This is a genomic window from Afipia massiliensis (assembly GCF_014203115.1).
GTDB classification, from domain to species: Bacteria; Pseudomonadota; Alphaproteobacteria; order Rhizobiales; family Xanthobacteraceae; genus Afipia; species Afipia massiliensis.
In genome coordinates this window covers 111,596-137,011 of record NZ_JACHIJ010000008.1, presented here as the reverse complement: position 1 = coordinate 137,011, position 25,416 = coordinate 111,596, and the positions used below count along the sequence as shown (strand labels likewise).

At 62.8% G+C, this 25,416-nt stretch carries 26 protein-coding genes and 1 riboswitch; of the genes, 16 read left to right on the top strand and 10 right to left on the bottom strand.

Features of this window, described 5'->3' with window-relative positions:
- Positions 1–41: 41 nt before the first annotated feature.
- The gene (locus HNQ36_RS23260; protein WP_184089554.1) at positions 42–1,283 is read right to left on the bottom strand and encodes an HlyD family secretion protein; all 1,242 of its coding nucleotides are present in this window, start codon (positions 1,281–1,283) and stop codon (positions 42–44) included.
- A gap of 266 nt (positions 1,284–1,549) precedes the next feature.
- Here HNQ36_RS23260 and HNQ36_RS23255 point away from each other — a divergent pair, with 266 nt between their 5' ends.
- The gene (locus HNQ36_RS23255) at positions 1,550–2,182 is read left to right on the top strand and encodes a TetR/AcrR family transcriptional regulator (RefSeq protein ID WP_184089551.1); all 633 of its coding nucleotides are present in this window, start codon (positions 1,550–1,552) and stop codon (positions 2,180–2,182) included.
- Positions 2,183–2,356: 174 nt separating this feature from the next.
- Here the strand turns inward: HNQ36_RS23255 and HNQ36_RS23250 are convergent, their stop codons facing one another.
- Positions 2,357–3,574, bottom strand: a complete 1,218-nt coding sequence (locus HNQ36_RS23250) for an extensin-like domain-containing protein (RefSeq protein WP_184089548.1) — start codon at positions 3,572–3,574, stop codon at positions 2,357–2,359.
- Between the two features lie 372 nt (positions 3,575–3,946).
- Between HNQ36_RS23250 and HNQ36_RS23245 the strand changes: the two genes are divergently transcribed.
- From HNQ36_RS23245 to HNQ36_RS23230, 4 genes are all read left to right on the top strand, one after another.
- On the top strand, positions 3,947–4,990 hold the full coding sequence (locus HNQ36_RS23245; protein WP_184089545.1) for an MBL fold metallo-hydrolase: 1,044 nt from the start codon (positions 3,947–3,949) through the stop codon (positions 4,988–4,990).
- 196 nt (positions 4,991–5,186) lie between these two features.
- Positions 5,187–6,779, top strand: coding sequence for a FecR domain-containing protein (locus HNQ36_RS23240; RefSeq protein WP_184089542.1), 1,593 nt, complete (start codon positions 5,187–5,189; stop codon positions 6,777–6,779).
- Positions 6,780–7,027: 248 nt separating this feature from the next.
- Positions 7,028–8,581, top strand: a complete 1,554-nt coding sequence (locus HNQ36_RS23235) for a DUF4403 family protein (protein ID WP_184089539.1) — start codon at positions 7,028–7,030, stop codon at positions 8,579–8,581.
- A gap of 236 nt (positions 8,582–8,817) precedes the next feature.
- Positions 8,818–9,309 (top strand): transglycosylase SLT domain-containing protein, encoded by a 492-nt coding sequence (locus tag HNQ36_RS23230; RefSeq protein ID WP_184089536.1) that lies wholly within the window; start codon positions 8,818–8,820, stop codon positions 9,307–9,309.
- Positions 9,310–9,403: 94 nt separating this feature from the next.
- On the opposite strand, the gene HNQ36_RS23225 is transcribed toward HNQ36_RS23230, so the two are convergent.
- The 3 genes from HNQ36_RS23225 to HNQ36_RS23215 are packed head-to-tail and all read right to left on the bottom strand — an operon-like array spanning position 9,404 to position 13,820.
- Positions 9,404–10,888 carry a hypothetical protein gene (locus HNQ36_RS23225; protein WP_184089533.1) on the bottom strand — a complete coding sequence of 495 codons (1,485 nt, stop codon included), beginning with the start codon at positions 10,886–10,888 and terminating at the stop codon, positions 9,404–9,406.
- Positions 10,885–12,357 carry a hypothetical protein gene (locus HNQ36_RS23220; RefSeq protein WP_184089530.1) on the bottom strand — a complete coding sequence of 491 codons (1,473 nt, stop codon included), beginning with the start codon at positions 12,355–12,357 and terminating at the stop codon, positions 10,885–10,887. Before HNQ36_RS23220 ends, HNQ36_RS23225 begins: the two co-directional genes overlap by 4 nt.
- Complete coding sequence (locus HNQ36_RS23215; RefSeq protein ID WP_184089527.1) at positions 12,354–13,820, bottom strand: hypothetical protein; 1,467 nt, start codon at positions 13,818–13,820, stop codon at positions 12,354–12,356. Before HNQ36_RS23215 ends, HNQ36_RS23220 begins: the two co-directional genes overlap by 4 nt.
- A 262-nt stretch (positions 13,821–14,082) precedes the next feature.
- A riboswitch (TPP riboswitch) is annotated at positions 14,083–14,192 on the top strand.
- On the opposite strand from HNQ36_RS23215, the gene HNQ36_RS23210 reads away from it, so the two are divergent.
- The 5 genes from HNQ36_RS23210 to thiC all read left to right on the top strand — a co-directional run bounded on the left by HNQ36_RS23210 (position 14,181) and on the right by thiC (position 19,006).
- On the top strand, positions 14,181–15,206 hold the full coding sequence (locus HNQ36_RS23210) for an FAD-dependent oxidoreductase (RefSeq protein WP_184089524.1): 1,026 nt from the start codon (positions 14,181–14,183) through the stop codon (positions 15,204–15,206). Its footprint overlaps the riboswitch before it by 12 nt.
- Positions 15,197–15,394, top strand: a complete 198-nt coding sequence (gene thiS, locus HNQ36_RS23205) for a sulfur carrier protein ThiS (protein ID WP_019198452.1) — start codon at positions 15,197–15,199, stop codon at positions 15,392–15,394. Before HNQ36_RS23210 ends, thiS begins: the two co-directional genes overlap by 10 nt.
- A gap of 163 nt (positions 15,395–15,557) precedes the next feature.
- Positions 15,558–16,346, top strand: coding sequence for a thiazole synthase (locus HNQ36_RS23200; protein ID WP_184089521.1), 789 nt, complete (start codon positions 15,558–15,560; stop codon positions 16,344–16,346).
- Positions 16,333–16,941 carry a thiamine phosphate synthase gene (locus HNQ36_RS23195; protein ID WP_184089518.1) on the top strand — a complete coding sequence of 203 codons (609 nt, stop codon included), beginning with the start codon at positions 16,333–16,335 and terminating at the stop codon, positions 16,939–16,941. Before HNQ36_RS23200 ends, HNQ36_RS23195 begins: the two co-directional genes overlap by 14 nt.
- A 133-nt stretch (positions 16,942–17,074) precedes the next feature.
- Positions 17,075–19,006, top strand: coding sequence for a phosphomethylpyrimidine synthase ThiC (gene thiC / locus HNQ36_RS23190; RefSeq protein WP_184089515.1), 1,932 nt, complete (start codon positions 17,075–17,077; stop codon positions 19,004–19,006).
- A 100-nt stretch (positions 19,007–19,106) separates the two neighbouring features.
- On the opposite strand, the gene HNQ36_RS23185 is transcribed toward thiC, so the two are convergent.
- Both HNQ36_RS23185 and HNQ36_RS23180 read right to left on the bottom strand, forming a co-directional pair.
- The gene (locus HNQ36_RS23185; protein WP_184089512.1) at positions 19,107–19,568 is read right to left on the bottom strand and encodes a hypothetical protein; all 462 of its coding nucleotides are present in this window, start codon (positions 19,566–19,568) and stop codon (positions 19,107–19,109) included.
- Positions 19,568–20,245 carry a hypothetical protein gene (locus HNQ36_RS23180; RefSeq protein ID WP_184089509.1) on the bottom strand — a complete coding sequence of 226 codons (678 nt, stop codon included), beginning with the start codon at positions 20,243–20,245 and terminating at the stop codon, positions 19,568–19,570. Before HNQ36_RS23180 ends, HNQ36_RS23185 begins: the two co-directional genes overlap by 1 nt.
- A 190-nt stretch (positions 20,246–20,435) precedes the next feature.
- Here HNQ36_RS23180 and HNQ36_RS23175 point away from each other — a divergent pair, with 190 nt between their 5' ends.
- A complete protein-coding gene (locus HNQ36_RS23175) occupies positions 20,436–20,864 on the top strand; it encodes a YeeE/YedE family protein (protein ID WP_184089506.1) in 429 nt (142 codons plus the stop codon).
- A gap of 4 nt (positions 20,865–20,868) precedes the next feature.
- Positions 20,869–21,333: a DUF6691 family protein gene (locus HNQ36_RS23170; protein ID WP_184089503.1), complete on the top strand. Its 465-nt coding sequence runs from the start codon at positions 20,869–20,871 to the stop codon at positions 21,331–21,333.
- A 42-nt stretch (positions 21,334–21,375) separates the two neighbouring features.
- On the opposite strand, the gene HNQ36_RS23165 is transcribed toward HNQ36_RS23170, so the two are convergent.
- Positions 21,376–21,813 (bottom strand): hypothetical protein, encoded by a 438-nt coding sequence (locus tag HNQ36_RS23165; RefSeq protein WP_184089500.1) that lies wholly within the window; start codon positions 21,811–21,813, stop codon positions 21,376–21,378.
- Between the two features lie 294 nt (positions 21,814–22,107).
- On the opposite strand from HNQ36_RS23165, the gene HNQ36_RS23160 reads away from it, so the two are divergent.
- Together HNQ36_RS23160 and HNQ36_RS23155 are read left to right on the top strand one after the other, a co-directional pair.
- The gene (locus HNQ36_RS23160) at positions 22,108–22,743 is read left to right on the top strand and encodes a nucleoside deaminase (protein ID WP_246395504.1); all 636 of its coding nucleotides are present in this window, start codon (positions 22,108–22,110) and stop codon (positions 22,741–22,743) included.
- An 89-nt stretch (positions 22,744–22,832) separates the two neighbouring features.
- A complete protein-coding gene (locus HNQ36_RS23155; RefSeq protein ID WP_184089497.1) occupies positions 22,833–23,531 on the top strand; it encodes a methyltransferase domain-containing protein in 699 nt (232 codons plus the stop codon).
- A gap of 9 nt (positions 23,532–23,540) precedes the next feature.
- On the opposite strand, the gene HNQ36_RS23150 is transcribed toward HNQ36_RS23155, so the two are convergent.
- Both HNQ36_RS23150 and HNQ36_RS23145 read right to left on the bottom strand, forming a co-directional pair.
- On the bottom strand, positions 23,541–23,978 hold the full coding sequence (locus HNQ36_RS23150; RefSeq protein ID WP_184089494.1) for a hypothetical protein: 438 nt from the start codon (positions 23,976–23,978) through the stop codon (positions 23,541–23,543).
- A gap of 333 nt (positions 23,979–24,311) precedes the next feature.
- Positions 24,312–24,578 carry a DUF2277 domain-containing protein gene (locus tag HNQ36_RS23145; RefSeq protein ID WP_184089490.1) on the bottom strand — a complete coding sequence of 89 codons (267 nt, stop codon included), beginning with the start codon at positions 24,576–24,578 and terminating at the stop codon, positions 24,312–24,314.
- A gap of 277 nt (positions 24,579–24,855) precedes the next feature.
- Here HNQ36_RS23145 and HNQ36_RS23140 point away from each other — a divergent pair, with 277 nt between their 5' ends.
- Positions 24,856–25,110, top strand: a complete 255-nt coding sequence (locus HNQ36_RS23140) for a helix-turn-helix domain-containing protein (RefSeq protein ID WP_184089487.1) — start codon at positions 24,856–24,858, stop codon at positions 25,108–25,110.
- Between the two features lie 75 nt (positions 25,111–25,185).
- Entirely contained in the window at positions 25,186–25,413 is a 228-nt protein-coding gene (locus HNQ36_RS23135) for a hypothetical protein (protein WP_246395503.1), read from the top strand.
- Positions 25,414–25,416 lie beyond the last annotated feature (3 nt).

Genomic DNA, 25,416 nt, shown 5'->3' with positions numbered 1-25,416 from the left:
ACATTGTCCCTGCGATCGGCGATGCGCGATCCCGCACGCGGCTACCGGGCGACGATCGGATCGACCCCGTCCGGCGAGGGTTTCGTGTTGACCGAGGTCACCACCGACATGCCTGGGCGCAGCAGGTTTTCCCGCGCGACGGAGGCTGGAACGCGAATACGAACCGGGACGCGCTGCACCACCTTGGTGAAGTTTCCGGTGGCGTTGTCCGGCGGCAACAGGGTGAAGATTGAGCCCGACGCAGGCGCGATGCTGTCGACGATGCCGTTGATGGTGCGGCCGCTCACGGCATCGACCGTGATCTTGACTCGCTGGCCCGGCTTGAGCCGCCCGAGCTGCGTCTCCTTGTAGTTGGCGTCGATATAGACGTTGTCGAGTTGCACCATATTGGCAAGCCGCTGGCCGGGCTGCACGTAGTCGCCGACGTTGACGATGCGGTTGGCGAATGTGCCGTCCACGGGGGCAAGCACGCTGGTAAACGACAGGTCGCGCACCGCCTTGGCGAGCGCTGTGCGCAATTCCTGCAACTGCCCTTCGGCTTCCGCCTTCTGCGCCTTGACGACATCGACCTGGGCCTGCGCGGCTTCGAGCGCCGCCTGCGCGGCCTGAACCGATGCCAGGGCCTGATCGCGGCCGGCTTGCGACACGTCGAACGTCGCCTTCGACGCGAATCCCTTGGTGTTCAATGTCTCCTGCCGCGCGAAGTCCGCTTCCGCGCGCTTGGTCGCTGCATCGGCGGAGGCAAGCTGCGCCTTCGCCTGATCCACTGCGCTCTCCTGCGCCGTGACCTGGCGGCCAATCCGGTCGATGGTCGCTTCCTGCGTGGCAATTTTCGCGCGCACGTTGTCGGCGGCGATGCGGTAGTCACCGTCGTCGATGCGAAGGATGACGCTGCCCGCGCCGACCCGCGCGTTGTCCTCGACGGCGATCGCGGCGATATGTCCGGAGACCCGCGCCCCGAGCGTGGTGTTGTAGCCGCGGACATAGGCGTCATCCGTCGTGACCATGTAACGGCCGACGACCATATAGTGATAGCCGAAGTAGATGCCGGCGAGGATCGCAACCGCACCGACGCCGACAAGGACGCGCTTGCGGGTGGGGGATTTCGGTTTCGCGGATTCGTCCTTCGCCTCAGCAGGTGGCGCTGCCTCGGGTGCATCGTTTGCAGGCTGCTCGACCGGACGCGCACGCTGCTCGATGTCCGCGCGCGATGCGTCGGTTTCGGATGAATCAGGCTCCGGGTGAACAACCCTTGCAACCTGGTCTCGGGCAGGCACGGCCATCACGGCCTCCAATCAAGTATCAAAACAGCGAAATCCGGAGAGGCGCTTGCGCGCCGGCAATTCATCAGCATCTGCGCGTGGCTTTTTCGTTCTTTTTTCCGAAGCCGTTTCCGGCTCCGGGATCATGCCCAGCGTGCGACAAAATTACCATTGACCGAACGGTTCGGTCAATGGTAATTTTGACAGATATCTCGATATCGTAATCCGCGTCCCGCAGCCCTTCCGGCGGCGCGCTCCACAGCGAAACGGAAAAACAACCTAAACAAATGGTTGCACAGACCCACCTCACCGTCGCCTCCGGCGACGAAGACAGCGCGAAACGCCACCAGATCATGGATGGCGCGCGGCGGGTCTTTATGGATCTGGGTTTCGACGGCGCCAGCATGAACGAGATCGCGCGGGCCGCGGGTGTCTCCAAGGGGACGCTGTACGTCTACTTCACCGACAAGAACCGGCTGTTCGAGGCCATTGTCGAGCAGGAAACCCTTGAGCACGGCAAGACGGCGTTCAATTTCGACCCCGCGCTGGACGCCGAAAGCAGCCTGCGCGCTTTCGGCCGCGCCTATATCGAAATCCTGTGCCGACCGGACGGCGGCTCGGCGGTCAGAACCGTGATGGCCATCGCGGAACGGATGCCCGACGTCGGCCGCCGGTTCTACGACCGTGTCATCGCCCACACCATGCGCCTGCTCGCGACCTACCTCGCGGCGCGGGTCAGCGCCAAAGAACTCGCGATCGACGACTGCGAACTCGCCGCGGCTCAATTCATGAGAATGTGTCAGGCGACACTGTTCGAGCCCTACGTCTTTCAGGCCAAGCCCGCGCCGACGAAGGAGCAGATCGCAACGGTGGTCGACAGCGCGGCGCGGCTTTTCCTCGCCGGCTATCGCATTCGCTAGTGGAGTGGATTTGACATTCGCTACCTGACGTAGCGGCAAGTCCGTGAAGCGAATGTCAAATCCAAACTCCACTAGAAACTTATATTTGCTAGTGGTCCGTCGATTCTAACATTCGCAAGGATACCGCTGCACTGAGAGGCGAATGTTAGAATCGGACCACTAGAACAGCTGAAATCAGCGTTCCCTGACGCGGGATTCGTCTTCGATCGACTCGCGGTCTTCCTTCGACAGCGGACCGCGCGCGAAGACGCTCTTGACCCTCTTCCCGATCGAGCCGGTGATGCCATTGTCGCGTGCCGCATATCCGCCGCGCGGCGCCGCACGTGCCGCGATCTCCTCGCCGGAAACGGCGGCGGGCTGACAGATCACGCGGCCGCTTGCGCGCCGCATCAGGTCGACGTGAATGTGATCGTAGTGATAGACGTTCGAGCCCGGCGCCAGCACCGTGTTGAACTGCTGGCACGCAGCGCCCTGAATATCGCGCAGGAAGCCCTGCTCTTCCGGCAAGCCCTTCCAGCCGTCCTTGACCGAAATACGCCGTCCGTCGGCGAGCGTGAACGAGGCGATGTCGAGCGCGTTGCCGAAGGCGTGTTCTGAAATACGCGAGCGCGAATTGCCGTTCATGCCGCGGCACGAATAGGCCGATATCTGCTTGATCTCCGCGACCGGCGAACCGAACCAGCGCTGCGCGGCGGGCTGAACCGAGTCCGCCAGCCAACGGTCGAGTGCGGACACGATCGGACAGGCCAGCGTCGCGGCGGGTTTGAGCGTGACCGAACCGAATCTGTTGACCGGAGATCCCTGCGACGGACCGAGACGCGGCGGCGTGTAGGGCTGGCTCGCGGGAGGATAAGGCTGCGCGGCGTAGGGCGCGCGCGGCGCGCGGCCCGGCGCGGGCGACGGTGCATCGGACGCGGCCTCAAGATCTTCCTCGTCAGGCGGCTCGGTCCCGGGCGCGTTCAATCGCATCGGCGGGCCGGACTGCGGTGGATATGGACGCTGCGCCTGATACGGCTGCTGCGACGGATACGACGACGGCTGCGACGCATATGATGGCTGCTGATAGGACGGAGGCTGTTGCGACACCGGCCAGCGCGGCTGGTTGCCGATGCTTCCGGGCGGACGCAGATCGCCGGCATAACCGAGGCTGCTCATCGACTCACCGAGCGCGACCACTTTCAACGGAAATTCAGCACCGCAGGCGCCCGGTCCGGAAATCGGATCGATGCGGACAAGGTCTGCGGTCTCCTTGACTGCACCGGATTTCAGGCATGCCTTTTCCGCCTCGGCCCGCCAGGGTTCACGTTCCGCGGTCATGAAACCGCGGCCGCAACCCGCCAGCGCAACGAGGACAAGGGAGCCGACTACGAACCAACTAACTCCACGCGTCATCCGCGCAAGTTCACCGAAGATAATTAAAGCTTCTTCAACGTATTGTTATTCAATGTTTTTTAACCATGATCGCGCGACGCCGCGGTGATGCGACAGCAAGTCTGCCTTTTTCGCACCGGGAACGTCTTGGTAGCGTCCGCGTTACTTGCCCAGCGTTGAGCCAAGGGAGACACCCATGACCATCGTCGGACCTCTGAGCGTCGTCGCCGCTTATGCGTCGCTCATCCTCGTCGGCGCGATCGTGCTGGGCATGTTCTAGGCAAGATATCAGTCCCGATCTTTACGCATTACACGTCGCACTGATCGGGTTACCGGATTGAGTGAGGCGGTCAGCCCTTGATCGCGCGCGCGGAAATCTGCAATCATGTTTCCATGATTTTCCGCCAGCTCTTCGACAGCGTTTCCAGCACTTACACCTATCTCCTTGCAAGCCGGCAGGGCGGCGAGGCGTTGATCATCGATCCCGTGCTGGAGAAGGTCGATCGCTATATCCAGCTTCTGCAGGACCTTGATCTCAAGCTGATCAAGGCGGTCGATACGCACATCCATGCCGACCACATCACCGGCCTCGGCGCGCTGCGCGACAAGACCCATTGCATCACCGTGATGGGCGAACAGAGCGGCGTCGATGTGGTGTCGATGCGCGTGTCCGACGGCGACAAGATCGACATCGAAGGCCTCAGCCTCGATGTACTCTACACGCCGGGCCACACCGACGATTCCTACAGCTTCATCCTGCCCGACCGGGTGTTCACCGGCGACACTCTGCTCATTCGCGGCACCGGCCGCACCGATTTCCAGAACGGCGACCCGCGCGCGCAGTACGAGTCGATTTTCGGTCGCCTACTGAAGCTGCCCGACCAGACGCTGATCTTTCCCGCGCACGACTACAAGGGCGACACCGTCTCGACCATCGGCGAGGAGAAGGCCTGCAATCCACGCCTTCAGGTCAAATCGGTCGATCAGTACGTCGATCTCATGAACAGCCTGCACCTGCCGAATCCGAAAATGATGGACGTCGCCGTTCCGGCAAACCTTCACATGGGTCTGGCGCAGGACGAAGTCGCGCGGCGCGGCTGGGCGGTGTCGGCAACGCAAGCCAAGGACATCGTCGGGCGGCCGGACGTTGTGCTGATCGATTTGCGCGAGCGCCGCGAGCGCGAAAAGCACGGCGTCATTCCGGGCTCGCTGCATGCGCCCTATCCCGCTCTCGAAGATAATGTGAAGCCCGGCGGCGTCCTTCACCAGCTCGGCACGACAACCAGCAATCAATTGCTGTTCTATTGCGCGTTCGGCGAACGCTCCGCGATGGCGGTGCAGGCCGCGCAGAACGCCGGGCTCACCCGCGTCCGCCATATCCAGGGCGGCATCGAAGCCTGGCGCGTTGCAGGCGGCCTGATCTCGCGCGACGGCTGACGCGATTTTTTGAACCTTTCGCGCTCCTGCGTACACATAAGGCGTACGCATGCCGGGAAACGCCGACCTATTCCACCCATAATTGCAATGGAAAGCCTCCGCCTACGGCGCGCACAGCGTTGCATCGCCATGCGAGGACTGTCAGAAATACTGACATTACCCGGCTACCCGATTGGTCCTTGAGCAGGTGATTGCTTTGATCCGTTCCGGCCTGCTCGTTGCATCGATCCTGTGCGGCCTCGCCCTTGCGCCCGCGCATGCCGAACAAGCCCTCCGGCTCGCCCAGGCGGCGCCCGCACAACCGGCAAGCCCCGCGCCGGCGGCGCAACCGTCCGCACCGACAACGCAGCCCGATCAGCCGGCAGCCGATACATCGCAGCCCGCCGCCGACGAGCCCGCCGGCAACGTCGCGATCCTGAAAGGCACCGCAACGGTGACGCGCAACGGCATGACCGGCCCGCTGAAACTGCAGGACGAGATCTTCAAGGGCGACATTCTTCAGACCGGCAAGAGTTCGACACTCGGCGTCACGTTCAGCGACGACACCACGCTCAATCTCTCCGCAAGTTCGCGCGTCGTCGTGGACAATTTCATCTATCAGGAAGGGGCTAAGGACAACGCTGCGCTGATCAATGTCACGCGCGGCACCATGGCTTTCGTCGCTGCCGCCGTTGCCAAGACTGGCGACATGAAGATCGAAACGCCAACCGCAACGCTCGGCATTCGCGGCACGACAGGAGTCGTCGAAGTGCCTGAGGGCGCCGCGGCCAGCGCCGCCAATGCCCGCAATGTCGGGGTCAAGCTTTATCCCGACGCCGACGGCAGGGTCGGCCGCATCGAAGTCAGGGCCCGCGACGGCGCGCCGCTCGGCATGCTGACGCAAGCCGCGAGCGGTTTCACCGTGCGCGGCGTCATGGTGCAAGGGTTCGGCATGCGCATGTCCGCGATGCCGATGTCCGCGCAGATGGTCGCGCGCGATCGCGGATTCATGCAACGCGTTCACAACATGCAGGACATCGGACGGCGCGTTGTGATGCAGCAACGTAATTTCCGCATGCAGAATCCGAATCGTCCGCCGGCCTTCGGACGGCCAGGCTTCAATCAAGGCGCTCCACAGCGCGGCGGACTCAATCAGCCCGGACAACGGCCCGGATTGAATCAACCGGGACAGCAGCGGCAGCCCGGCCTGAACCAGCCCGGACAACGGCAACAACCGGGATTGAATCAACCCGGTCAGCGGCAGCAGCCGGGAGTGAACCGTCCGGGTCAGCAGAATCAACCCGGTCAGCCCAATCAACCCGGTCAGCTAAATCGTCCGGGCCTGAATCAACCCGGCCAGCCGGGACGTCCGGGCCTGCAAAACCAGCCGGGACAGCGCGGCAATTTGCAGCCGGGTATGCAGCGACAACCCGGCGGTCTGCCAAATCAGCCCGGACTCCAGCGCGCGCCAGGAGCACCGCCGCCCGGCGGATTCCAGCGCACGCCCGGTGCACCGGGTCAATTTGGTTCGCGGCCACCTCTTCCAAACCAGCCGGGGCTAGCGAACCAACCTGCAATCGCGCGGCAGCCCGGCATGCTGGGCGGATTGCAGCGGCCATCGGCTGTGCCCAGCGCACCGTCGATGCAAGGTCCGGCGGGAATTCTCAACCGGCTCGGTGTGCCCAACCGGCTCGGCGCTCCGCAGGTGCCGTCCGCCGTGCCGCGCCCGGGCCAGCCGGCAGTCCCGGCGTTGCAGAAAAAGCCGCCGCAGGTTTCGAAGGACAAGCTGCTTCCGAGAGATCTGCGGTAAGTCGATCCGGGCTACCGCTAGTGGTCCGATTCTAACATTCGCCCCCATTTCAGCAGGCCTTCTTGCGAATGTTAGAATCGATGGACCACTAGCAAGTATAAGTTTCTAGTGGAGTTTTGGATTTGACATTCGCTTCATGGGCTCGTTGCGCTTTGGTAGCGAATGTCAAATCCACTCCATTAGCGCGCGGGGTGGCGTGCGTCGGACGCGGGTTGTAGCATCGCTGTTGTGATGCGGCCGGAGTCGTTATGCGCCTGAAATTCATTTTGCTCGGACTGGCGGTGCTTGCCGCATCGTTCGCCGTCAGCCTTTATGCGATGAACCGGTTCTGGCCGGCCGTTGTCGAGAAGCCGGTGCTGACGAAACTGCCGCCGCTGCCGCCGGTGGCGCGCAATTCCGAAATCCTGACGCCGATTTCCATCTCAATCGCCGCACTGCGCGACGGACTTGATCGCGCCGCGCCGCGCAACCTCGGCGGCAAGGCGGAAAATCCCGTCAGCCAGATTCTCCAGAACGCCGATATCAACTGGACCGTCGCTCGCGGACCGATTGCCGCCTCCGGCGTGCAGAACGCACTATCGCTGTCGACGCCGCTCGACGGCAAGCTGACGGTGCTCGGATCATTATCGGCGGCAAGCGGCACTGCGCTCGGCAACGTGCTGGGAAATGTGCTCGGCAACAACGCCGCTAAACAACTCGGCAGCGTGAATATCAAACAGTTGAATGCCAATGCCGCGATCCACGGCAACGTCGCGATCACCTCAAAGCCTGAAGTTCTGCGCGAGTGGCGCATCGATCCCAAGCTCACCGCGCAGGTCACGCTCGGCGACAGCAGTCTCACGATCGCGGGCGCGAAAGTCGCGGTGCCGGCGCAGGTCAAGCCGCTGATCGACAAAACCGTCAACGAGCAAATGGCGCTGTTGCAGGCGCGGCTGCGCAACGACCGCTCGCTCGAGCAGAATGCGCGGCGCGAATGGGCCAAGCTTTGCCGCTCGATCCCGCTACCTCCGGCGGCAAAGGGAATGCCGACGCTGTGGCTGGAGATGCGGCCGGTGCGGGCCATGGCGGCACAGCCGCGCATCGATGCCAACTCGGTCAACTTCACGCTCGGTCTGCAGGCGGAAACGCGCGTGCTGCCCACAGAGACCAAGCCGGATTGTCCGTTCCCCGCGACTCTCGACATCATGCCGCCGCCCGAGCGCGGCCGCATCGCCATCGGTGTGCCGATCGATCTGCCGTTCACCGAAGTGAACAAGATCGTCGAAACGCAACTGAAAGGCCGCAAGTTTCCCGAAGACGGCAGCGGTTCGGTGGATGTGACAGTGAAAAGCGCGAACGTCGCTGCCGCCGGTCAGCGGCTGCTGATCTCCCTGCTCGTCAACGCCAAGGAAAAAACAAGCTGGTTCGGTTTCGGCGGCGAAGCGACGATTCACATCTGGGGCCGCCCGGTGCTCGATCAGAAGCAGCAGATCCTGCGGCTGACCGATCTCGAACTCGCGGTGGAATCCAATTCGGCATTCGGCCTGTTAGGAGCCGCCGCGCGCCCCGCTATCCCCTATCTTCAGAGCGCGCTGGAGCAACGCGCGACCATCGACCTGAAAACTTTCGCCGCCAACGCCCAGCAAAAAATTTCAGCGATCGTTGCAGATTTCCGCAAGAACGATGAAGGCATTCGCGTCGATGCATCGGTGTCGAGCGTGCGGCTCGGCAGCATCGCTTTCGATTCAAATACGCTGCGCATCATCACCGAAGCCGAAGGCTCGATCAGCGTCGCGGTGACGTCGTTGCCGAACTTGCAGTGAATGTGAGCGCAAACGAGCGCGCATAGCTAACCCGCGCGTTCGCATAGCTCCAAGCCACTCATATCAGTGCGTTAATTACGTCGCATCAGCGCGCGGAATCTATCGACACTTTCTCTCCACATTTGCTCCGCATTGGAACTCTTAGCGCCCGCTGCCGTTGAGCCGGGCCGTTCGTCGCGTCGGCATTGCGTTCCACGCTGAACCCATTTTCAAATATCTCGCTGAGGACAGACATCATGAAACGAATTTTGCTCGCCGCGGCAGCGGCGATGATGCTGATTCATCCCGCCAGCGCACAACGCGCCAACTACGAGTCCATGGTTGCAAGTCACGCCGCTGCGAACGGTGTTCCCGTTGAACTCGTGCATCGCGTGATCGTCCGCGAAAGCCGCTACAATCCGCGCGCCGTCAGCAAGGGCAATTACGGCATGATGCAGATCAAGCTCGCGACCGCGCGCGGCGTCGGCTACACCGGCAGCGCGCAGGGCCTGCTCGATCCCGACACCAACCTGACCTACGCCGTGAAATATCTCGCGGGCGCCTATCGCGCCGCGGGCGGCAATCACAACCGCGCCGTCGCCTACTATGCGGGTGGCTATTATTACGCGGCCAAGCGCCAGGGATTGCTGCCGCGTCAGCAGGTTCAGGCGCAGGCCGAGCCCTCGATCACGCTGTTCGACGCCAATGCCCAGGAACTTCCGCGCCGCGCGCGGCGGCATCGTCAATAAACGTCATTGCGAGCGAAGCGAAGCAATCCAGCCTTGAACAAACGAGATGGATTGCTTCGTCGCAGAGCTCCTCGCAATGACGACTGAGCCGGCTTCAGTTTGAAGCCGGCTTTATTTTTGGTTCGGCTGTGTGACGCGCCGACGGGTCACGGACATGAACCGCCACCTGATCGTCGCTGAAGACCTTCCGCCAGCCATCGACCTGATCGAGGATAAGCGCTGCCGGCGTGGTCCGGTTCAGCAACGTCGCATCGATTCCGTACCGCTCCAGCAGTTCGAAAAATCCAACAGGATTCAGCAGCCTGCTTGCATCTTTGTGCTCGAGGACGAACTTCTCGCCATAGAGTTCGGTGCGGCCGTCGATATAGGGCGCGACACCCTGCGCGATCATATAGCCGCCGAACTCGTAATCGTTGAACACGCGCTTCGCGCCGCGCTCCTTGAGAAATTTGACCGCCGCCACAGGCGTTACATTTTCGGCCGGACGATACCGGTTCACCGCGAACGCGCCGGCCGTCAGCGCGACCATCAAGGCGACGGCGACCGACACCGCAAGTCCATGCGGCTGCGGAAACGCCAAGCCAACGTCGTTGCCGCGGCCGCCGAACTGAGCGGCGAGCGGCGCCGCGACCACCATCGGCCCCAGCAGCGCGAACACGTCGGCATTCCGGATGTGCGCCAGCGCCATGTAAAGCAAGCCGACGAACAGCACGTTGCGCATCAGCGGCAGCTTCATGCCCCGCATGAACGCCAGTGCGACGATCAGAAGAACACCTGCCTCAATTGGCCCGAGAAAACTGAAATCGGCGGGCGCCCATTCACGGATCAGCTTCAGCGCCTCGCCGAGATTGAGAATGGCCCGCGCCGCCAGCAGCGAATTCCATCCGTAGGGCGTGGCGCAACTCGCCGCGAGCGCGACAAGGCCGAAGACGAACCAGCGCAGCATCAGCCGCATCCGCGCCGGCGCTTCGGCATTCAGAACGGCGTCGAGCGCAATCGGCCCGATCAGCATCAGACCCAGCACGAAGCCGCCGTGCAGATTGGCCCAGAGCGTGATCAACAGGACGAGCACGAACGGCGGCGCCTCGCGGCGTTCTGCTGCCGTCAACAGCGCGCCCACCCATGCGACCATCACCGGCAGCGCCAGCACATGAGGGCGCGCGTACAGATGCGGCAGCGCCATCAGGAAAGACACCGGGAGAAGGATCATCACCGGCACATCGGCCAGATAACGAACCAGAAACCGGGTCAGCAGCGCATACGTCGTCGCGATCGCGAGTGCCGCCAGCGCGACGGGGCCGGCCCAGCCGAACCATGCATAGAACTGGCTGTAGATCACCTGCGCCAGCCATTGGGTCGATAGCCACGGCTGCCCCTGCATCGTGAATGAGAATGTGTCGGTCCACGGCACGGCGCGATGATCGACCATCCATTGGCCGACTGCGATCTGCCAATACGTATCCGGATCGTGCAGCAGGCGATTGCCCGCAGCCAGCATCACCGCATAGACGATCAGGCCGACCCATAGGGGAAACGTATTGCGTTCCGCCTGTGCAGCTTCGATCGCCTGTACGCTCATCGCTGCACGCTTTCGGCTGACTTGATTCTGTGGCCCACAGGAGCGTCAGGCTTGCGCACGTGAACAACGGCGGCATTGTCGGTGTAAATCCGCTCCCAGCCTTCAAGACGGTCGAGCAGACTCACGGCCGGTGTCGCGGGCATCAGCAGCGTGGCATCGATACGGTATCGATCCATCACGTCGAACAGCGTCGCGGGGCTCTTCAATGTCATTGCGCGGTCAAACTCGATCATGAAACGCTCGCCGTACAGTTCGGTTCGTCCATCGATGGCGACAGGAATGCCCGCCGCGATCAGATAGCCGCCGAAATCATAGTCGTTCAGCACCCGCGAGACGCCTCGCGCTTTCAGCGCGGCGACTGCAGGTCCAACGCCCGCCGGCGGCGCATATCGGCCTATCGTGATAGCGACAGCCGTTAGCGCGACGAGCACCACGGCTGCAGATGCGGCCACGACGCGCGGACGCACACCCGACAGCCACGCGCGATCCGAACGCGGAAACCATATCGCCAGCGGTGCGGCGAGAACGACCGGTGCGAGCAGCGCCAGCACTGTCACGTTGCGGACATGCGCAAGCGCCATGTGAACGAGCCCGAGCAGGAGCAGGATGCGGACCGGCGGCAGGGTCAGGCCTTTGAACAGCACGATACCGACGCCCAGCAGCAGGCACGCCTCGACGGTATTGAAACGCGAGAAATCGACCGGCCGCCATTCGGTGATGATCAGCAAGGCGTCGCCGAGATTGAGAATGTTGCGTGCGGCGAGCAGCGCATTCCAGCCATAGGGCGTCAGGCAACTCGCCGCGAGCGCCAGAATCCCGAACGCAGCCCAACGAAGCATCAGACGCACGCGCGACGGGCGCGGGGCGTTCAGGATTGCGTCGAGCGCAATCGGTCCGATCAGCGCAAGACCGAACACGAAACTGCCGTGCAGGTTGGCCCACAAGATCATGAGCGCCAGCCACCAAAGCCGTGGCGCCTGGCCGCGATCCGCCGCGGCGATCAGCGCCGCGATCCACGCCACCATCACCGGCATCGCAAGCGCATGGGGCCTGACAAGAAAATGCGGCGACGCCAGAGCGAATGCCATCATGGAAAGAACGAGCACAGCCGTGCCATCGAGATGCCGCTCGAGGACACGGACGACAAGCGCGAATGCGAGCGCGATCGATGCTGCAGTGAGCGCCACAGGTCCGGCCCAGCCCGCGAGCGAAAAGGCCAGCGCGAAACACACCTGCGCCAGCCATTGGGTGGAAATCCATGGCTGGCCCTGCATGGTGAAGGAGAACACATCCCGCTGCGGCACCGCCCCGCTCTCGAGGATCCGCTTCCCGATCTCGATCTGCCAGAAGGTGTCGGGATCGGCCAGCATGCGGTTGCCCAGCAGGAGCAATCCGGCAAAAACGGCGATGCCGGCCAGCACAGGCATGACAGAGCGCGAAGCGACTCCGTTCAGGTTTTGCGTCGTCATCGCGGCGTACCCGCTTTGCGGACGTGAACCACGGCCACATCGTCTGCGTAAATGCGCTGCCAGCCATCGAGACGATCGAGCAGACCGGCGGCGGGCGTGGCGGGCGTCAGGAGCGTGGCGCCGATCTTGTAGGTCTCGAGCAGGCCAAGGAACGAGCCGACGTCCTTGAGCGCGAGCGCATCGAATGTCCTGACGAGGAAGTCATCGCCGTACAGTTCGCCGCGGCCATCGAAGAACACCGGGATGCCTCGCGTGATGAGATAGCCGCCGAAACCCGCATTGTGCAGTATCCGCTCCGCCTTGCGCGCCTTCAGCACATCGACCGCCGCAGCGGGTGTCTGAATAACCATCGGCGTGAACGTATGACGTGCGGTAAAGGCCCAGATCGCGAGCGACGTCGCGAGCAAGACTGCAACGCTACCCGGGATGCCGCGCGAGCCGTGCGCGACATCGCTGCGGCCGAACCGCACGGACAGCGGCTTCGCCAGCACCAGCGGCGCCAGCAGCGCGAACACCTCAATATTGCGGTTGTGCGACAGCGCCATGTGCAGCAGCCCGAGCACCAGCAGGATGCGCGGCGGCGACAGCACGATGCCGCGCCAGAGCGCTAAACCGAGCGCCGCAAGCAGACAGACCTCGAACGGACCGATGCTGCTGAAATCCACCGGCTGCCATTCAGGAATCTGCGCCATGGCGTTGCCGAGATCGAGAATCCTGCGCGCAGCCAGCAGCGAATTCCAGCCATAGGGCGTGATCCAGCTTGCGATCACGGCGCACAGGCCGAACGCCGCCCAGCGCAGCGCCAGCGAAATTCGTTGCGTCGCGTTCGCGTTCCACACCGCGTCGAGCGCGAACGGCGCAACCAGCGCAAACCCCAGCACGAAGCCGCCATGCAGATTGGTCCACAGCACAATCAGCGGCAGCAGCCAGAACGACGGCGCCCTGCGCTCGTCGCTGGCGTTCACCAGACCGGAAACCCACGCCACCATCACCGGCAGCGCCAGCAGATGCGGACGCGCCACAAAATGTTGTGCGGACAGCACGGCGGCGGCCATCGCGACGATGACCGCATGCGTCGGCGCAAATCGCCGGGATAAAATCTGCGCCAGCAGCGCGGACGCCGCCGCTGTTCCGAGCCCTGCGAGGATCACCGGCCCGGCCCAGCCGAACGCGGAATACGACGCGGCATAAAGCACCTGCGCCAGCCAAGACGACGAGATCCATGGCTCGCCGGCCCTGGTGAACGAATAGACGTCGATGGTGGGCAAGGCGCGATGATCGATGATCCATTGCCCGACCACGATCTGCCAGTACGTGTCGGCGTCCTGCAGCGCGCGGTTGCCGCCGATCACGAACAGCAACAGGAGGCCGGCACCGAACCACAGCCACGCGGGCACCTGGCCGAGAATCTGCTCGACCGCGCCGCGCTTGTGTCCGGTGTCGTCGAGACCGGCGATGCTCATATTCAGTCCTGGATCGTGGAAACGAGTTCCCGACCTAACCACCGGCGGCATAATTCCGGGTAAACTCGACGGCTGATCTCTTCCTGAAAACTGGCGCGAAATGGCGTCAATCGCGGCGCGGCAAGGTCAACGAACCCTTACCCGCGTCGTTTTGTGCCGCCCTCGCAATGCGAGATGCGAAAACGCGTTCCCACGATGCGGAAAAGCCATGCAGCATCGCGGGGCCGGCCATTGAAACCCCGGAGCATCGGGTCTATCGTATGTGTGTTCCGAGGGGGGCTCCGGCGTGGAGCTGAGATACCGCAGGTTGCGCGGTGACCCTTTGAACCTGATCCGGGTCATGCCGGCGAAGGGACAGGGATGCTACAGAAAGCCAAATCTCCGCGAGGGGAATCTTCCATCAATATTATCGGTGCGGGCATTGCCGGCTCATGGCAGGCATTGCTGTTCGCGCGCGCGGGCTATGACGTGACGCTGCATGAGCGCGGCGACGCCGCGATGATGCAGGCGACCAGCCACTGGGCCGGTGGCATGCTGGCGCCGTGGTGCGAGCGTGAAGGCTCCGAGCCGGTGATCACGCGGCTCGGCATCCGCTCGCTCGATCTGTGGCGCGAATACGTGCCGGACACGCCGTTCAACGGCTCGCTGGTGGTGGCGCATCCGCGCGACCGCGCCGACTTCGACCGCTTCGCCAGGCTGACGACCGATCACACACGCCTCGATGCCGATGGCATCGCCGGACTCGAACCGTCCCTCGACGGACGTTTCCGCGAAGCGCTGTTCTTTGCCGGCGAGGGCCATGTCGAGCCGCGCAGCGTGCTGCCCGAACTTCATGCGAAACTCGCCGCTGCCGGCGGCACGATCAAATTCGGCAGCGACTGCGAGCCTGACGATCTTGCCGGCGAGAACGGCATCGTGATCGATTGCCGGGGGCTTGGTGCGCGCGACCGGCATCCCGATCTGCGCGGCGTCAAGGGCGAGATGATCGTGATTGAGACCCCCGACGTGCAGCTGTCGCGTCCGGTTCGCTTCCTCCATCCACGCTGGACGCTCTATGTGATCCCGCGCGACGGCAATCGCTTCATGCTCGGCGCAACCTCGATCGAGAGCGAGGACACCGGCGTCAGCGTGCGCTCCGCGCTCGAATTGCTCAGCGCCGCCTACGCGGTGCACCCGGCTTTCGGCGAGGCCCGCATTCTCGAGTTCGGCGCGGGCCTGCGCCCGGCCTTCCCCGACAACCTGCCGCGCATCGCCGTTGAGGCCACGCGCATCTCCGTCAACGGGCTCTATCGCCACGGCTTCCTGCTGGCGCCGGCCCTTGCGGAACTGACGCTGGCCTATGTCGAGCGCGGCGCCATCGACAACGAGGTGATGCAATGTTCCTGATCGTCAACGGCGAACGCGTCGAGACCAAAGCCACGCGCGTCGATGCGCTGCTGGCCGAACTTGACTACGAAGGCACGCATCTGGCCGTCGCTGTGAATTACGACGTGGTGCCGCGCGCGCGCTGGGCCGAAACGCCGCTCAACGACAACGACGCGGTGGAAATCCTCACGCCCCGGCAGGGAGGGTGAGGATGAACATCAATATCACGAACGCTTCCTCCCCCTCCCCAACCCTCCCCCGCAAGCGGGAGAGGGAGTGCGCCTTGCTCTTTCTTCCCCTCTCCCGCTTGCGGGGGAGGGAGTCGCGCGAAGCGCGGCGGTTGGGGGCATCGACCTTTCGCGAGGATCGGAAATGAGCAAAGTCAACTTCTACGGCAAGGAATTCTCCTCGCGCCTGCTGATCGGCAGCGCGCTGTATCCCTCGCCGAAGATCATGCAGGACGCGATCCGCGCCGCCGGCAGCCAGATCGTTACCGTGTCGGTGCGCCGCGAAACCGCGGGCGGCAAGACCGGCGACCAGTTCTGGTCGCTGATCCGCGAACTGAAAGTCACCGTGCTGCCGAACACCGCGGGCTGCAAGAGCGTGCGCGAGGCCGTGACCACCGCGAAGCTGGCACGCGAACTGTTCAACACGCCGTGGATCAAGCTGGAAGTCATCGCCGACGACGAAACGCTGCAACCCGACGTGGTCGGTCTTGTCGAAGCGGCACAAATCCTGATCAGGGACGGCTTCGAGGTATTCCCCTATTGCACCGAGGATCTCAGCGTCGCAATGAGGCTGGTCGATGCCGGCTGCAAGGTGGTGATGCCGTGGGCCTCACCGATCGGCAGTGCGCGCGGGATCACCAACCGCGATGCGTTGAAGCTGCTGCGCGCCCGCCTGCCCGACATCACGCTGGTGGTCGATGCCGGTATCGGCGCGCCGTCGCACGCGGCCGAGGCGTTCGAGCTTGGCTTTGATGCCGTGCTGCTCAACACCGCCATCGCCAAGGCCGACGATCCGGTCGCCATGGGCAACGCGTTCCGTCTGGCTGCCGAAGCCGGCCGCGCCGGATATGAAGCCGGCCTGATGGGCGCGCGCGATTTCGCTTCTCCTTCAACTCCTGTCGTAGGGACACCGTTCTGGCATGCCGTATCCTGATTGTTTCTATCCCGTGGTCGACAGCGTCGCATGGGTTGCGCGGCTGACCAAGCTCGGCGTCGGCACCGTGCAGCTGCGCGCCAAGGATCTCGATGACGCGGCGGCGCTCGCCATCGTCCGCGAAGCGCTCGCCGTCACCAAGGGCACGCCGACCAGGCTCGTGGTCAATGATTACTGGCGCGCGGCCATCGAGGCCGGCGCGCAGCATCTGCATCTCGGCCAGGAAGATCTCGACACCGCCGATGTTCATGCGATCCGCCGCGCGGGGCTGACGCTCGGCCTCTCGACCCACGACGAGACCGAGCTCGACAACGCGCTCGCCTACAAGCCCGACTACATCGCGCTCGGCCCGATCTACGAGACGACACTGAAAAAGATGCGCTTCGCGCCGCAGGGCATCGAGCGCATCACCGCCTGGAAGCTTCTGATCGGCGACATTCCGCTGGTCGCCATCGGCGGCATCAAGCTCGAACAGGCCGAAATGATTTTCGCAGCCGGCGCGAATTCCATCGCCGTCGTCAGCGACGTCACCCAGAACGCCGACCCGGACGCGCGCGTGCGCGCCTGGCTCACCGATTATTCGGAGGTGGCGTGATGAGCAACGAGATCAGCCGCAATTTTCCCCACCCGCTCGTCCCCGCAAAGGCGGGGACCCAGCCGCACTGGATTCCCGCTTGCGCGGGAATGAGCGGAGCAAAGCCAATGCACAGAATTCAAAGGAGGACGCCATGAACAAACAAATCAACACGGCCGACCTGAAGCCAGCCGTCACCACCGGCAACCTGCCGTCGTCGCGCAAGATCTACGTGACGCCGGATGAAGCGGCGGACGTCCGCGTGCCGCTGCGCGAGATCATTCTCAGCGAAGGCGCTGGCGAGCCGAACCTCCCGGTTTACGACACCTCGGGCCCTTACACCGATCCGAACGTCATCATCGACGTCAACGCCGGCCTCTCCCGCGCGCGCATCGAGTGGGTGAAGGAGCGTGGCGGCGTCGAGGAATACGAAGGCCGCGAGATCAAGGCTGAAGACAACGGCAATGTCGGTGCGAAGCACGCCGCAGCAGCTTTCAAGGCGCACCACAAGCCGATCCGTGGCGTCGGCGATGCACCGATCACACAGCTCGAATTCGCGCGCAAGGGCATCATCACCAAGGAAATGATCTACGTCGCAACCCGCGAGAACATCGGCCGCAAGCAGCAACTCGAGCGCGCGGAAGCCGCCCTCGCGGACGGCGAAAGCTTCGGCGCGGACATCCCGGCGTTCATCACGCCGGAATTCGTGCGCAGCGAGATCGCGCGCGGCCGCGCGATCATCCCCTGCAACATCAACCATGCCGAACTGGAGCCGATGATCATCGGCCGCAACTTCCTGACCAAGATCAACGCCAACATCGGCAACTCCGCGGTGACGTCGTCGGTCGAAGAAGAAGTCGACAAGATGGTGTGGGCGATCCGCTGGGGCGCCGACACCGTGATGGACCTCTCCACCGGCCGCAACATCCACACCACGCGCGAATGGATTATGCGCAACGCACCGATCCCGATCGGCACCGTTCCTATTTATCAGGCGCTGGAGAAATGCGACGGCGATCCGGTCAAGCTGACGTGGGAGCTGTACAAGGACACGCTGATCGAGCAGTGCGAACAGGGCGTGGACTATTTCACCATCCATGCTGGCGTGCGGCTTCCTTATATCCACCTCACCGCCAACCGCGTCACCGGCATCGTGTCGCGCGGCGGCTCGATCATGGCGAAGTGGTGCCTCGCGCATCACAAGGAAAGCTTCCTCTACACCCACTTCGACGAGATCTGCGACCTGATGCGCAAGTATGACGTGTCGTTCTCGCTGGGCGACGGCCTGCGTCCCGGCTCGATCGCCGACGCCAACGACCGCGCGCAGTTCGCCGAACTCGAAACGCTCGGCGAACTCACCAAGATCGCGTGGGCGAAGGGCTGCCAGGTGATGATCGAGGGCCCCGGCCATGTGCCGATGCACAAGATCAAGATCAACATGGACAAGCAGCTCAAGGAATGCGGCGAAGCGCCGTTCTACACGCTTGGACCGCTGACCACCGACATCGCACCGGGCTACGATCACATCACGTCGGGCATTGGTGCTGCGATGATCGGCTGGTTCGGCTGCGCGATGCTCTGCTACGTGACGCCGAAGGAGCATCTCGGCCTGCCGAACCGCGACGACGTCAAGGTCGGCGTCATCACATACAAGATCGCGGCGCATGCCTCAGACTTGGCGAAGGGCCATCCGGCGGCGCAGTTGCGCGACGATGCGCTGTCGCGCGCGCGCTTCGACTTCCGCTGGGAGGACCAGTTCAACCTTGGCCTCGATCCGGATACCGCGCGCAGCTATCACGACGAGACGCTGCCGAAGGAAGCGCACAAGGTCGCGCATTTCTGCTCGATGTGCGGGCCGAAGTTCTGCTCGATGAAGATCACGCAGGACGTACGCGACTATGCTGCCACCCTCGGCGACAACGAGAAGGCCGCGCTGAACCTCGACGGCAAGTTGCCCGGCGTCGGCATGACGATCTCCGGCGTGATCGAGGACGGCATGGCTCAGATGAGCGAGAAGTTCGTCAAGATGGGCGGACAGGTCTATGTCGAGGCGGAAGCAGTGAAAGAGAGCAACAAGGCTTTCTAGTCCGCAACAACCTCAACGTCATGCCCGGACTTGACCCGGGCATCCGTAAGACACAAAGGCCGGGCGGGAGCCCGGCTTTTCCTTTCTCAGCACACTCCCTTCACTTCTGAAATTTTTCACTGACCCGCCTCACCATATCTTCGATCATCGGAATATCTCGCTCAATCTCTCTTGCGATTTCGCCTGCGCGCTCCGGCGAGATGATCTTTCCTTCCTCGCAATCGAACACGATACCACCGGTCGCCTTGGCATAAGCGCTGCCCGCCATGTACGCCGCTATTCCCTCGTAAGAATTTCCAGTCCAGCGAAACGCGAGAACGTATTTCCAGCGGAGACCGAAATCGATGTCCGAAAGTTCAGCCATCAATTCGGCCGCATTCCAATGAACGCACTCGAATGCTGCGCGCCTATTGCCTAGTTGAATAGGCAGCACACCGTTCAATCTCGCGAACGGTATTGCCGTCGACAGTTGCAACGGGAAATTGCACGCGTCTATTGCAGCTTGCCACGCATCTATTGATTCAAGTCGACGGTCGGAAAGGACATAAAGCTCCATTGACATTAAGCTCTCCCATCGCTTGTTGAAGTACAAATTCGCGCAACACGTGCTGAACGCCCTCGAATGATCCGTCGATACTTTCGGGAGGGGCCACGCACAATGTTCAACTCGAATACAGGTGTATTCGGCGCTGCACGCGTCTTCTCACGAAGTTCATTCGCCCTCGATCGCGGCATTTGCGTATCGCCAGTCTTGACGTCGTAAATCGCGATAATGTCCCCTTGAATGTTGCGCAGAGTAACGTCCGTTCGAATACTGTCAGCAAGACCGTACCGAGGGTCGCTATCGATCAAGCTGAAGGTTCGCTCAATGTCACCTATGCCTGGGAGGTTTTGCAATTTCACCGCAACAGCAAATGCTTCATGGACTATTCTGCCGTATGTTTGAGGACTCATTTCCGGCAGGAATTCCAGGACCTCCATAACACTTACAAGCGTATCGCTAAGCGCCTGCGACGTGTCATCAATTGTCGGAATCCCGGTGAGAAAGCCGGATGAAGTCGTGACTTGAACACCTCCCGCACTCGTCCACCTGCCCAACTCATCGCGCGGCTGCTCTTCTTTGAAACCCGCCTTGACAGCAGCACGCAGAAATCGCGCAAACTTCAACTCGACCTTAATGTTGAGGAGTTCGCCCTTCAGTCGCAGCAACTCTTTTCGAGTTTCAATCAGCAATTCCATCCAATGCTGCTCCAAATTCAAAGACAAAACCTGTATCGGATTTTATTCCTATTGTCAATCCATCAAATTAGGCTCAGTTCTGTTTCCAGGGGCGCGTCTGCGATGAAAACGAGATCGGACATAGGCCCTACTGGCGTAGCCGCCCCTTCGAGCGATGACGCAACACACCTGAGAAACAGGACCGCTCCCCATGCATAATCTCACACCCCTCTCCGGACTCCTCGGCGGCGCGCTGATCGGGCTTGCCGCCGCGATGCTGATGCTGCTGACCGGACGCATCGCCGGCATCAGCGGCATCTTCGGCGGGCTTCTGTCTCCCGCGGCGGGTGATCGCGGCTGGCGGATCGCCTTCATTGCGGGCCTGATCGCCGCGCCGCTGCTCGACTCGTTCTTCACCGGCGCGGCACTGCCCTCGCCTGCGATGCCCGCGAGCCTGATCGTGATCGTCGTTGCCGGTCTGCTCGTGGGCTTCGGCAGCCGGATGGGCGGCGGCTGCACCTCGGGTCACGGCGTATGCGGGACTGCGCGACTGTCAACGCGCTCGCTGGTGGCCACCGCGATCTTCATGGCGGCGGCGATCATCACCGTCGCCATCGCGCGTCACATTATCGGAGGCTGAGACCATGCCGCTCGTTCTCGTGAGCTTTGCCTGCGGACTCGTCTTCGGCGCAGGCCTCTTGATCTCCGGCATGACACAGACAGGGAAAGTGCTCGGCTTCCTCGACATCTTCGGCGCGTGGGATGCGACGCTGGCGTTCGTGATGGCCGGCGCCGTCGCGGTCACCAGCATCGGCTTCGCGCTGGCAAAGCGGCGCGGCGCGCCTGTCTTCACCGCGCAGTCTCTCTGGCCGACGCGCAAGGACATTGATGCGCCGCTGGTTACAGGCGCAGTCCTGTTCGGGATCGGCTGGGGTCTGGTCGGGCTTTGCCCCGGCCCCGCACTGGTCAATCTCGCCGGGCTCGGTCTGCCGGTGATCGTGTTCGTCGCCGCGATGGCTGCGGGAATGATCGCTCAGGATATGTGGAGCAAGCAAAAGGCGGCCACGCCCACGAGCGAGACCGCCATCGCAACATCCAACGACGGTTGACTATTGGCGCGCTTATGCGCGCACCAACAGTATTGCCGCGTTTTACCTCATCGTAATCGCGAGTCCGCTCAGATCAGCATTGGCCATCAGTCCGGTTTGCTGGCCGGAGAGTTCGAGCACTGCGCCCTTCTGGTTGGTCAGCACGATCGCGCGCGCCCCGCGCCCGACCGCGATGCCTGCGCCCGCCGCCCCATAAACACCGGCGACATCCGATGGGCGGTTGATGTTGCTGACGCGGCCGCGCAGCACGGTCTTCGATCCGCCGAACACCAGGCCGTAGTCGATACCGCCGGTGGACAGCGCGTAGCTCCTGCCCCGGAAGTTGAGCGTGCCGCTGCCGCCCGAGCCGCCGATAAACCAACCCGCCTTGTAGATGACGAGCGACACGGTGCCGCTGTCGGCATGGGCGGACGACAGACCGGCTCCGACAAGGGCCGTCACCGCGATCAGCGCGGCGCGAATGGCAGATGACAGACGCATGATGGAATCTCCGGATGGGTGTGAAAGGTGGCGCGGACAGCGGAAGCTGCGAGGCGGATCGGCAAAGCCGAATCAAGTAGCTGATTCTAGCATTCGCATCCCGTTTCCGCAGGCGTTTTGCGAATGGGCGCTAGCCGCGGCTGATACCATTTCGCAGTGCAGTTGGAGGAACTCCAGCAACACAACTGAAAGGAACCTGCCGCTAAGACATCCTCGAACCCGCGTTTCCGGCCAGCGATGAGCGCAAGCCGGATTTTTTGTCCGGCGCTGTGCCGGAGATCGAGGTCATGCACGATGGACTCCCGTACCGAAGACAACGAGACACCGCTCGATACCCTGTTCGCCTCCGCGCGCATCGTTCATCGCCGGAATTTCCTGACCACCGGCGCCGCCGCGCTGATGGCCGCCGCCGGATCGGATGTCGCCTTCGCGAAGGAAGCGCCGAAGCAGGCCGCGAACGATCAGGAGCGCAAGTTCATGAGCCACGCCGTCGAGCTGATGCGCAAGGCCGGCGTCGTCGAGAAGACCGGCGGGCCGTTCGGCGCGGTCGTGGTGATGAACAACGAGATCCTGTCGTCGTCGGGCAACAGCGTGCTGCGCGACAACGATCCCTCCGCGCATGCCGAAGTGAATGCCATCCGCATGGCCTGCAAGAAGGTCGGCTCGCCGCACATCAAGGGCGCGACGCTGTTCTCGAGCTGCGAGCCCTGCCCGATGTGCTACTCGACGGCGTACTGGGCGCGCGTCGACAAGATCTACTACGCGGCATCGTGGAGCGATTACGCCGACCTGTTCGACGACTCGAATATCAATCAGGATATGAAGCAGTCATACGCCAAGCGAACTGTTCGCGTGGCGCAATTGATGCGCGGCGACGCGCAGAAGGTCTGGCTCGAGTACCGGAACCTGCCGAACAAGACGCGCTATTGATCAACAGATTAGGCGCCGCGGTGCGTATCGCCGCGGCCGTTTCTGTTGTTTAATCGATTCGGCTTCACAATAACCAACGGGAGGTTTCTGTGAATCGAGTTGAATGGGATCTGCACGCCGCCAAGTTCGAGTCGCTGGTCTGCGATATCGTCACCGATGAAACCAACGGCCAGATGCCGCGCTTCGTTGCCGCCGCTTGCCGTTCACGGAAAAATCTCGAGCTGGTGGATCTCGGCTGCGGGGTCGGCAGCTTCGTCAAGAAATTCGGACATCGCTTCGAGCGGATCACCGGCATCGACTTCGCGCCGCGCATCGTCGCGCGCGCGAAGAAACGCTGCGCGGAGATGACGAACGCCAAATGGATGGCGATGGATGTCTGCAAGTCCGCGGACGTCCTCGGAACCGTTGCGGACCTCACCGTCTGCCTGAACGTCATCACGTCGCCGCGCGAAGCCAAGCGCGATGCGCTGTGGGCGACCCTCGCCGCTGTGACCAAGCCGTCGGCGCATGCGCTGGTGGTGGTGCCGTCGATGGAATCCCAGCTGATGGTCAACAAGCTCGGCGCATCGGCGGACAAGATCAAGGCGGGCGGCCTCGTCAGCCGCGACGGTGTCTGGCAGAAATTCTACGAGCGCGAGGAATTGATCTCCACCGTGTCCGAAAAAGGATTCGAGATCGCGCGCATTGCGCGGGTGTATTATCCCTGGTCGGTGGACGGTCTGCGAAAGCCGCGCGGCTCAAAGCAGCTGCCGTGGGACTGGGGCTTCCTGGCGCAACGCGCCGCCTGAGGCGCGGTCTCACCCGCCGCGCGGACATTCCTTGTAGCCGAACTCGTCGATGATCCGCGCGCCGGAGATGGAGCTGAACTCCAGCTTCGCAAGATAGCCGTTCGCGGTCACATACCGCCGCAGCCTGGCGTTGTAGGCGTTCAGCATCCGCTGCGTCGAACCCGCATTGATGACGTACCTGTTGGGTCCGCGGCCGTGGCCGGCGTGAAACAGCAGGGTCGCGCTGCGCTCGACGCAGACATTGCGCACACCCAGAAACAGCGTGCAGTTCGACTGGCAATGGCCGCGAATGCGAAACAGCTCGCCGCTGGCATTAGCCTGATCGATGGCAGGCTGGAATTTCTCGATCCACCCGCCCATGGCGAAGCGGTCCGATGTGTCGGCCCGGGCGGCGGCCGGAAATATGACAGCCGGCAACACGACGAGCAGCGCGGCGACAGCTTTCATCGAATGCCTCCTGGTGTGGGCGTCACGTTAACTTCTTGTCCGCCGGCGGCAAGGTCATTGCGAACGCGGACTCTCAGGCATACGTTTGAATCAGACATTGAACGCCGCCGTTCGAGTCGGCGTCCAACTGCCAGAGAGTCAAGAAGTGGATTATGACAATGTTGGCGGAAATCTTTTTATTGAAGCTTGAAGCCCTGATGCGGGTGGCTGCGATCGATCGGCGGGCTGCGTCGAGCGATCCGCGCTTTGTGCCGGTCGTTCTGCCGCAACACTGAGAGCCTGCGGCTTCGCAACGGCAACGTAACGGCGCTTTGCCGGGACCGGTGGCGGCGCTCAGCCGAAACGTGCCTTGCTTCGCTCCCGCGCCTTTTCCGCTTCGATCTCCCGGTCGCGTGCAGGTGCATGGGTGTGCAGCGATGTCAGCAACTTTCGCGCGCTGGCGGAAACTTCGGCGACCGCGAGTTCGAATGCGGCTTCGTTGGCCTTTGACGGCGCGTTGAAGCCGGAAAGCTTGCGCACGAACTGCAACGCCGACGCGTGAATTTCATCTTCGGTCGCAGGCGGCTCGAAATTGAACAGCGTCTTGATGTTGCGGCACATGATGCGCTCCTTCCACGAGAGCCCAATGCGGGCCCATCTCACTTAATTCTCGGCCGGGAGGCGCGCAAATTTTAGGCGTCCGCTCAAAGCTGGTCCGATTTCTCCAGCGATCCCCGGCGGTTCCATCGGGTTCCAATTCGTGAGTTCCATGAACGGGTTATCCCGAAAATTAAGGTCCTGTTAACCATATCGGCCCACCCTTTACCTGGGCTGAGATCGGAGAACCTTGGAGATAGTCTGCGTCCCTGACAGGTGCAGCATTGGTCAGGAGGTCTCAATGACCCAGGAAACACACGTACGCGCATCGGAGCCATTGCCGGACGCGCCCGCCATGGCGCCGAACCAGGTGGTTCCGCTGCTGATCGGGGCCACGGTCGGAGAAATCGAACGCGAGCTTGTCCTGCAAACGCTCGCCCGCTGCGATGGCAACCGCACCCGCGCCGCGCGCGTGCTTGGCGTGTCGGTCCGCACACTGCGCAACAAGATCCGGCAATATTCTGCAGAAGGCGCCGAAGTCCCGGCGCATCACTAGAAACCGCGCGGTACGGTTTACCGTTTGATGGGCATTGACGATCAGGTTACGGTTCCATGATCAAGGAACCAGAACATGACCCCACCAATGATCAAGGCGCGCATCGTCTGCACAGCGATCGCGCTTCTCGCCGCGGCTCCGTCCGCCGCCGATGCCGCAGGAACGCCGGAGCAGCGCCGTGCGTGCCGCCAGGACGCCATGAGACTCTGCCGCGAATTCGTCCCCGACGTGAAACGCATCACGGCCTGCATGCAAAAGAACGTCAGGAAGCTCAGTCCGCTCTGCCGCAGGCAGTTCAGATAGGAT

Excerpts from the sequence above, each read along its gene's own strand:
- HNQ36_RS23260 (WP_184089554.1), bottom strand. The coding sequence starts at position 1,283 with ATGGCCGTGCCTGCCCGAGACCAGGTTGCAAGGGTTGTTCACCCGGAG.
- HNQ36_RS23255 (WP_184089551.1), top strand. The coding sequence starts at position 1,550 with ATGGTTGCACAGACCCACCTCACCGTCGCCTCCGGCGACGAAGACAGC.
- HNQ36_RS23250 (WP_184089548.1), bottom strand. The coding sequence starts at position 3,574 with ATGACGCGTGGAGTTAGTTGGTTCGTAGTCGGCTCCCTTGTCCTCGTT.
- HNQ36_RS23245 (WP_184089545.1), top strand. The coding sequence starts at position 3,947 with ATGATTTTCCGCCAGCTCTTCGACAGCGTTTCCAGCACTTACACCTAT.
- HNQ36_RS23235 (WP_184089539.1), top strand. The coding sequence starts at position 7,028 with ATGCGCCTGAAATTCATTTTGCTCGGACTGGCGGTGCTTGCCGCATCG.
- HNQ36_RS23230 (WP_184089536.1), top strand. The coding sequence starts at position 8,818 with ATGAAACGAATTTTGCTCGCCGCGGCAGCGGCGATGATGCTGATTCAT.
- HNQ36_RS23225 (WP_184089533.1), bottom strand. The coding sequence starts at position 10,888 with ATGAGCGTACAGGCGATCGAAGCTGCACAGGCGGAACGCAATACGTTT.
- HNQ36_RS23220 (WP_184089530.1), bottom strand. The coding sequence starts at position 12,357 with ATGACGACGCAAAACCTGAACGGAGTCGCTTCGCGCTCTGTCATGCCT.
- HNQ36_RS23215 (WP_184089527.1), bottom strand. The coding sequence starts at position 13,820 with ATGAGCATCGCCGGTCTCGACGACACCGGACACAAGCGCGGCGCGGTC.
- HNQ36_RS23210 (WP_184089524.1), top strand. The coding sequence starts at position 14,181 with ATGCTACAGAAAGCCAAATCTCCGCGAGGGGAATCTTCCATCAATATT.
- thiS (WP_019198452.1), top strand. The coding sequence starts at position 15,197 with ATGTTCCTGATCGTCAACGGCGAACGCGTCGAGACCAAAGCCACGCGC.
- HNQ36_RS23200 (WP_184089521.1), top strand. The coding sequence starts at position 15,558 with ATGAGCAAAGTCAACTTCTACGGCAAGGAATTCTCCTCGCGCCTGCTG.
- HNQ36_RS23195 (WP_184089518.1), top strand. The coding sequence starts at position 16,333 with ATGCCGTATCCTGATTGTTTCTATCCCGTGGTCGACAGCGTCGCATGG.
- thiC (WP_184089515.1), top strand. The coding sequence starts at position 17,075 with ATGAACAAACAAATCAACACGGCCGACCTGAAGCCAGCCGTCACCACC.
- HNQ36_RS23185 (WP_184089512.1), bottom strand. The coding sequence starts at position 19,568 with ATGTCAATGGAGCTTTATGTCCTTTCCGACCGTCGACTTGAATCAATA.
- HNQ36_RS23180 (WP_184089509.1), bottom strand. The coding sequence starts at position 20,245 with ATGGAATTGCTGATTGAAACTCGAAAAGAGTTGCTGCGACTGAAGGGC.
- HNQ36_RS23175 (WP_184089506.1), top strand. The coding sequence starts at position 20,436 with ATGCATAATCTCACACCCCTCTCCGGACTCCTCGGCGGCGCGCTGATC.
- HNQ36_RS23170 (WP_184089503.1), top strand. The coding sequence starts at position 20,869 with ATGCCGCTCGTTCTCGTGAGCTTTGCCTGCGGACTCGTCTTCGGCGCA.
- HNQ36_RS23165 (WP_184089500.1), bottom strand. The coding sequence starts at position 21,813 with ATGCGTCTGTCATCTGCCATTCGCGCCGCGCTGATCGCGGTGACGGCC.
- HNQ36_RS23160 (WP_246395504.1), top strand. The coding sequence starts at position 22,108 with ATGGACTCCCGTACCGAAGACAACGAGACACCGCTCGATACCCTGTTC.
- HNQ36_RS23150 (WP_184089494.1), bottom strand. The coding sequence starts at position 23,978 with ATGAAAGCTGTCGCCGCGCTGCTCGTCGTGTTGCCGGCTGTCATATTT.
- HNQ36_RS23145 (WP_184089490.1), bottom strand. The coding sequence starts at position 24,578 with ATGTGCCGCAACATCAAGACGCTGTTCAATTTCGAGCCGCCTGCGACC.
- HNQ36_RS23140 (WP_184089487.1), top strand. The coding sequence starts at position 24,856 with ATGACCCAGGAAACACACGTACGCGCATCGGAGCCATTGCCGGACGCG.
- HNQ36_RS23135 (WP_246395503.1), top strand. The coding sequence starts at position 25,186 with ATGACCCCACCAATGATCAAGGCGCGCATCGTCTGCACAGCGATCGCG.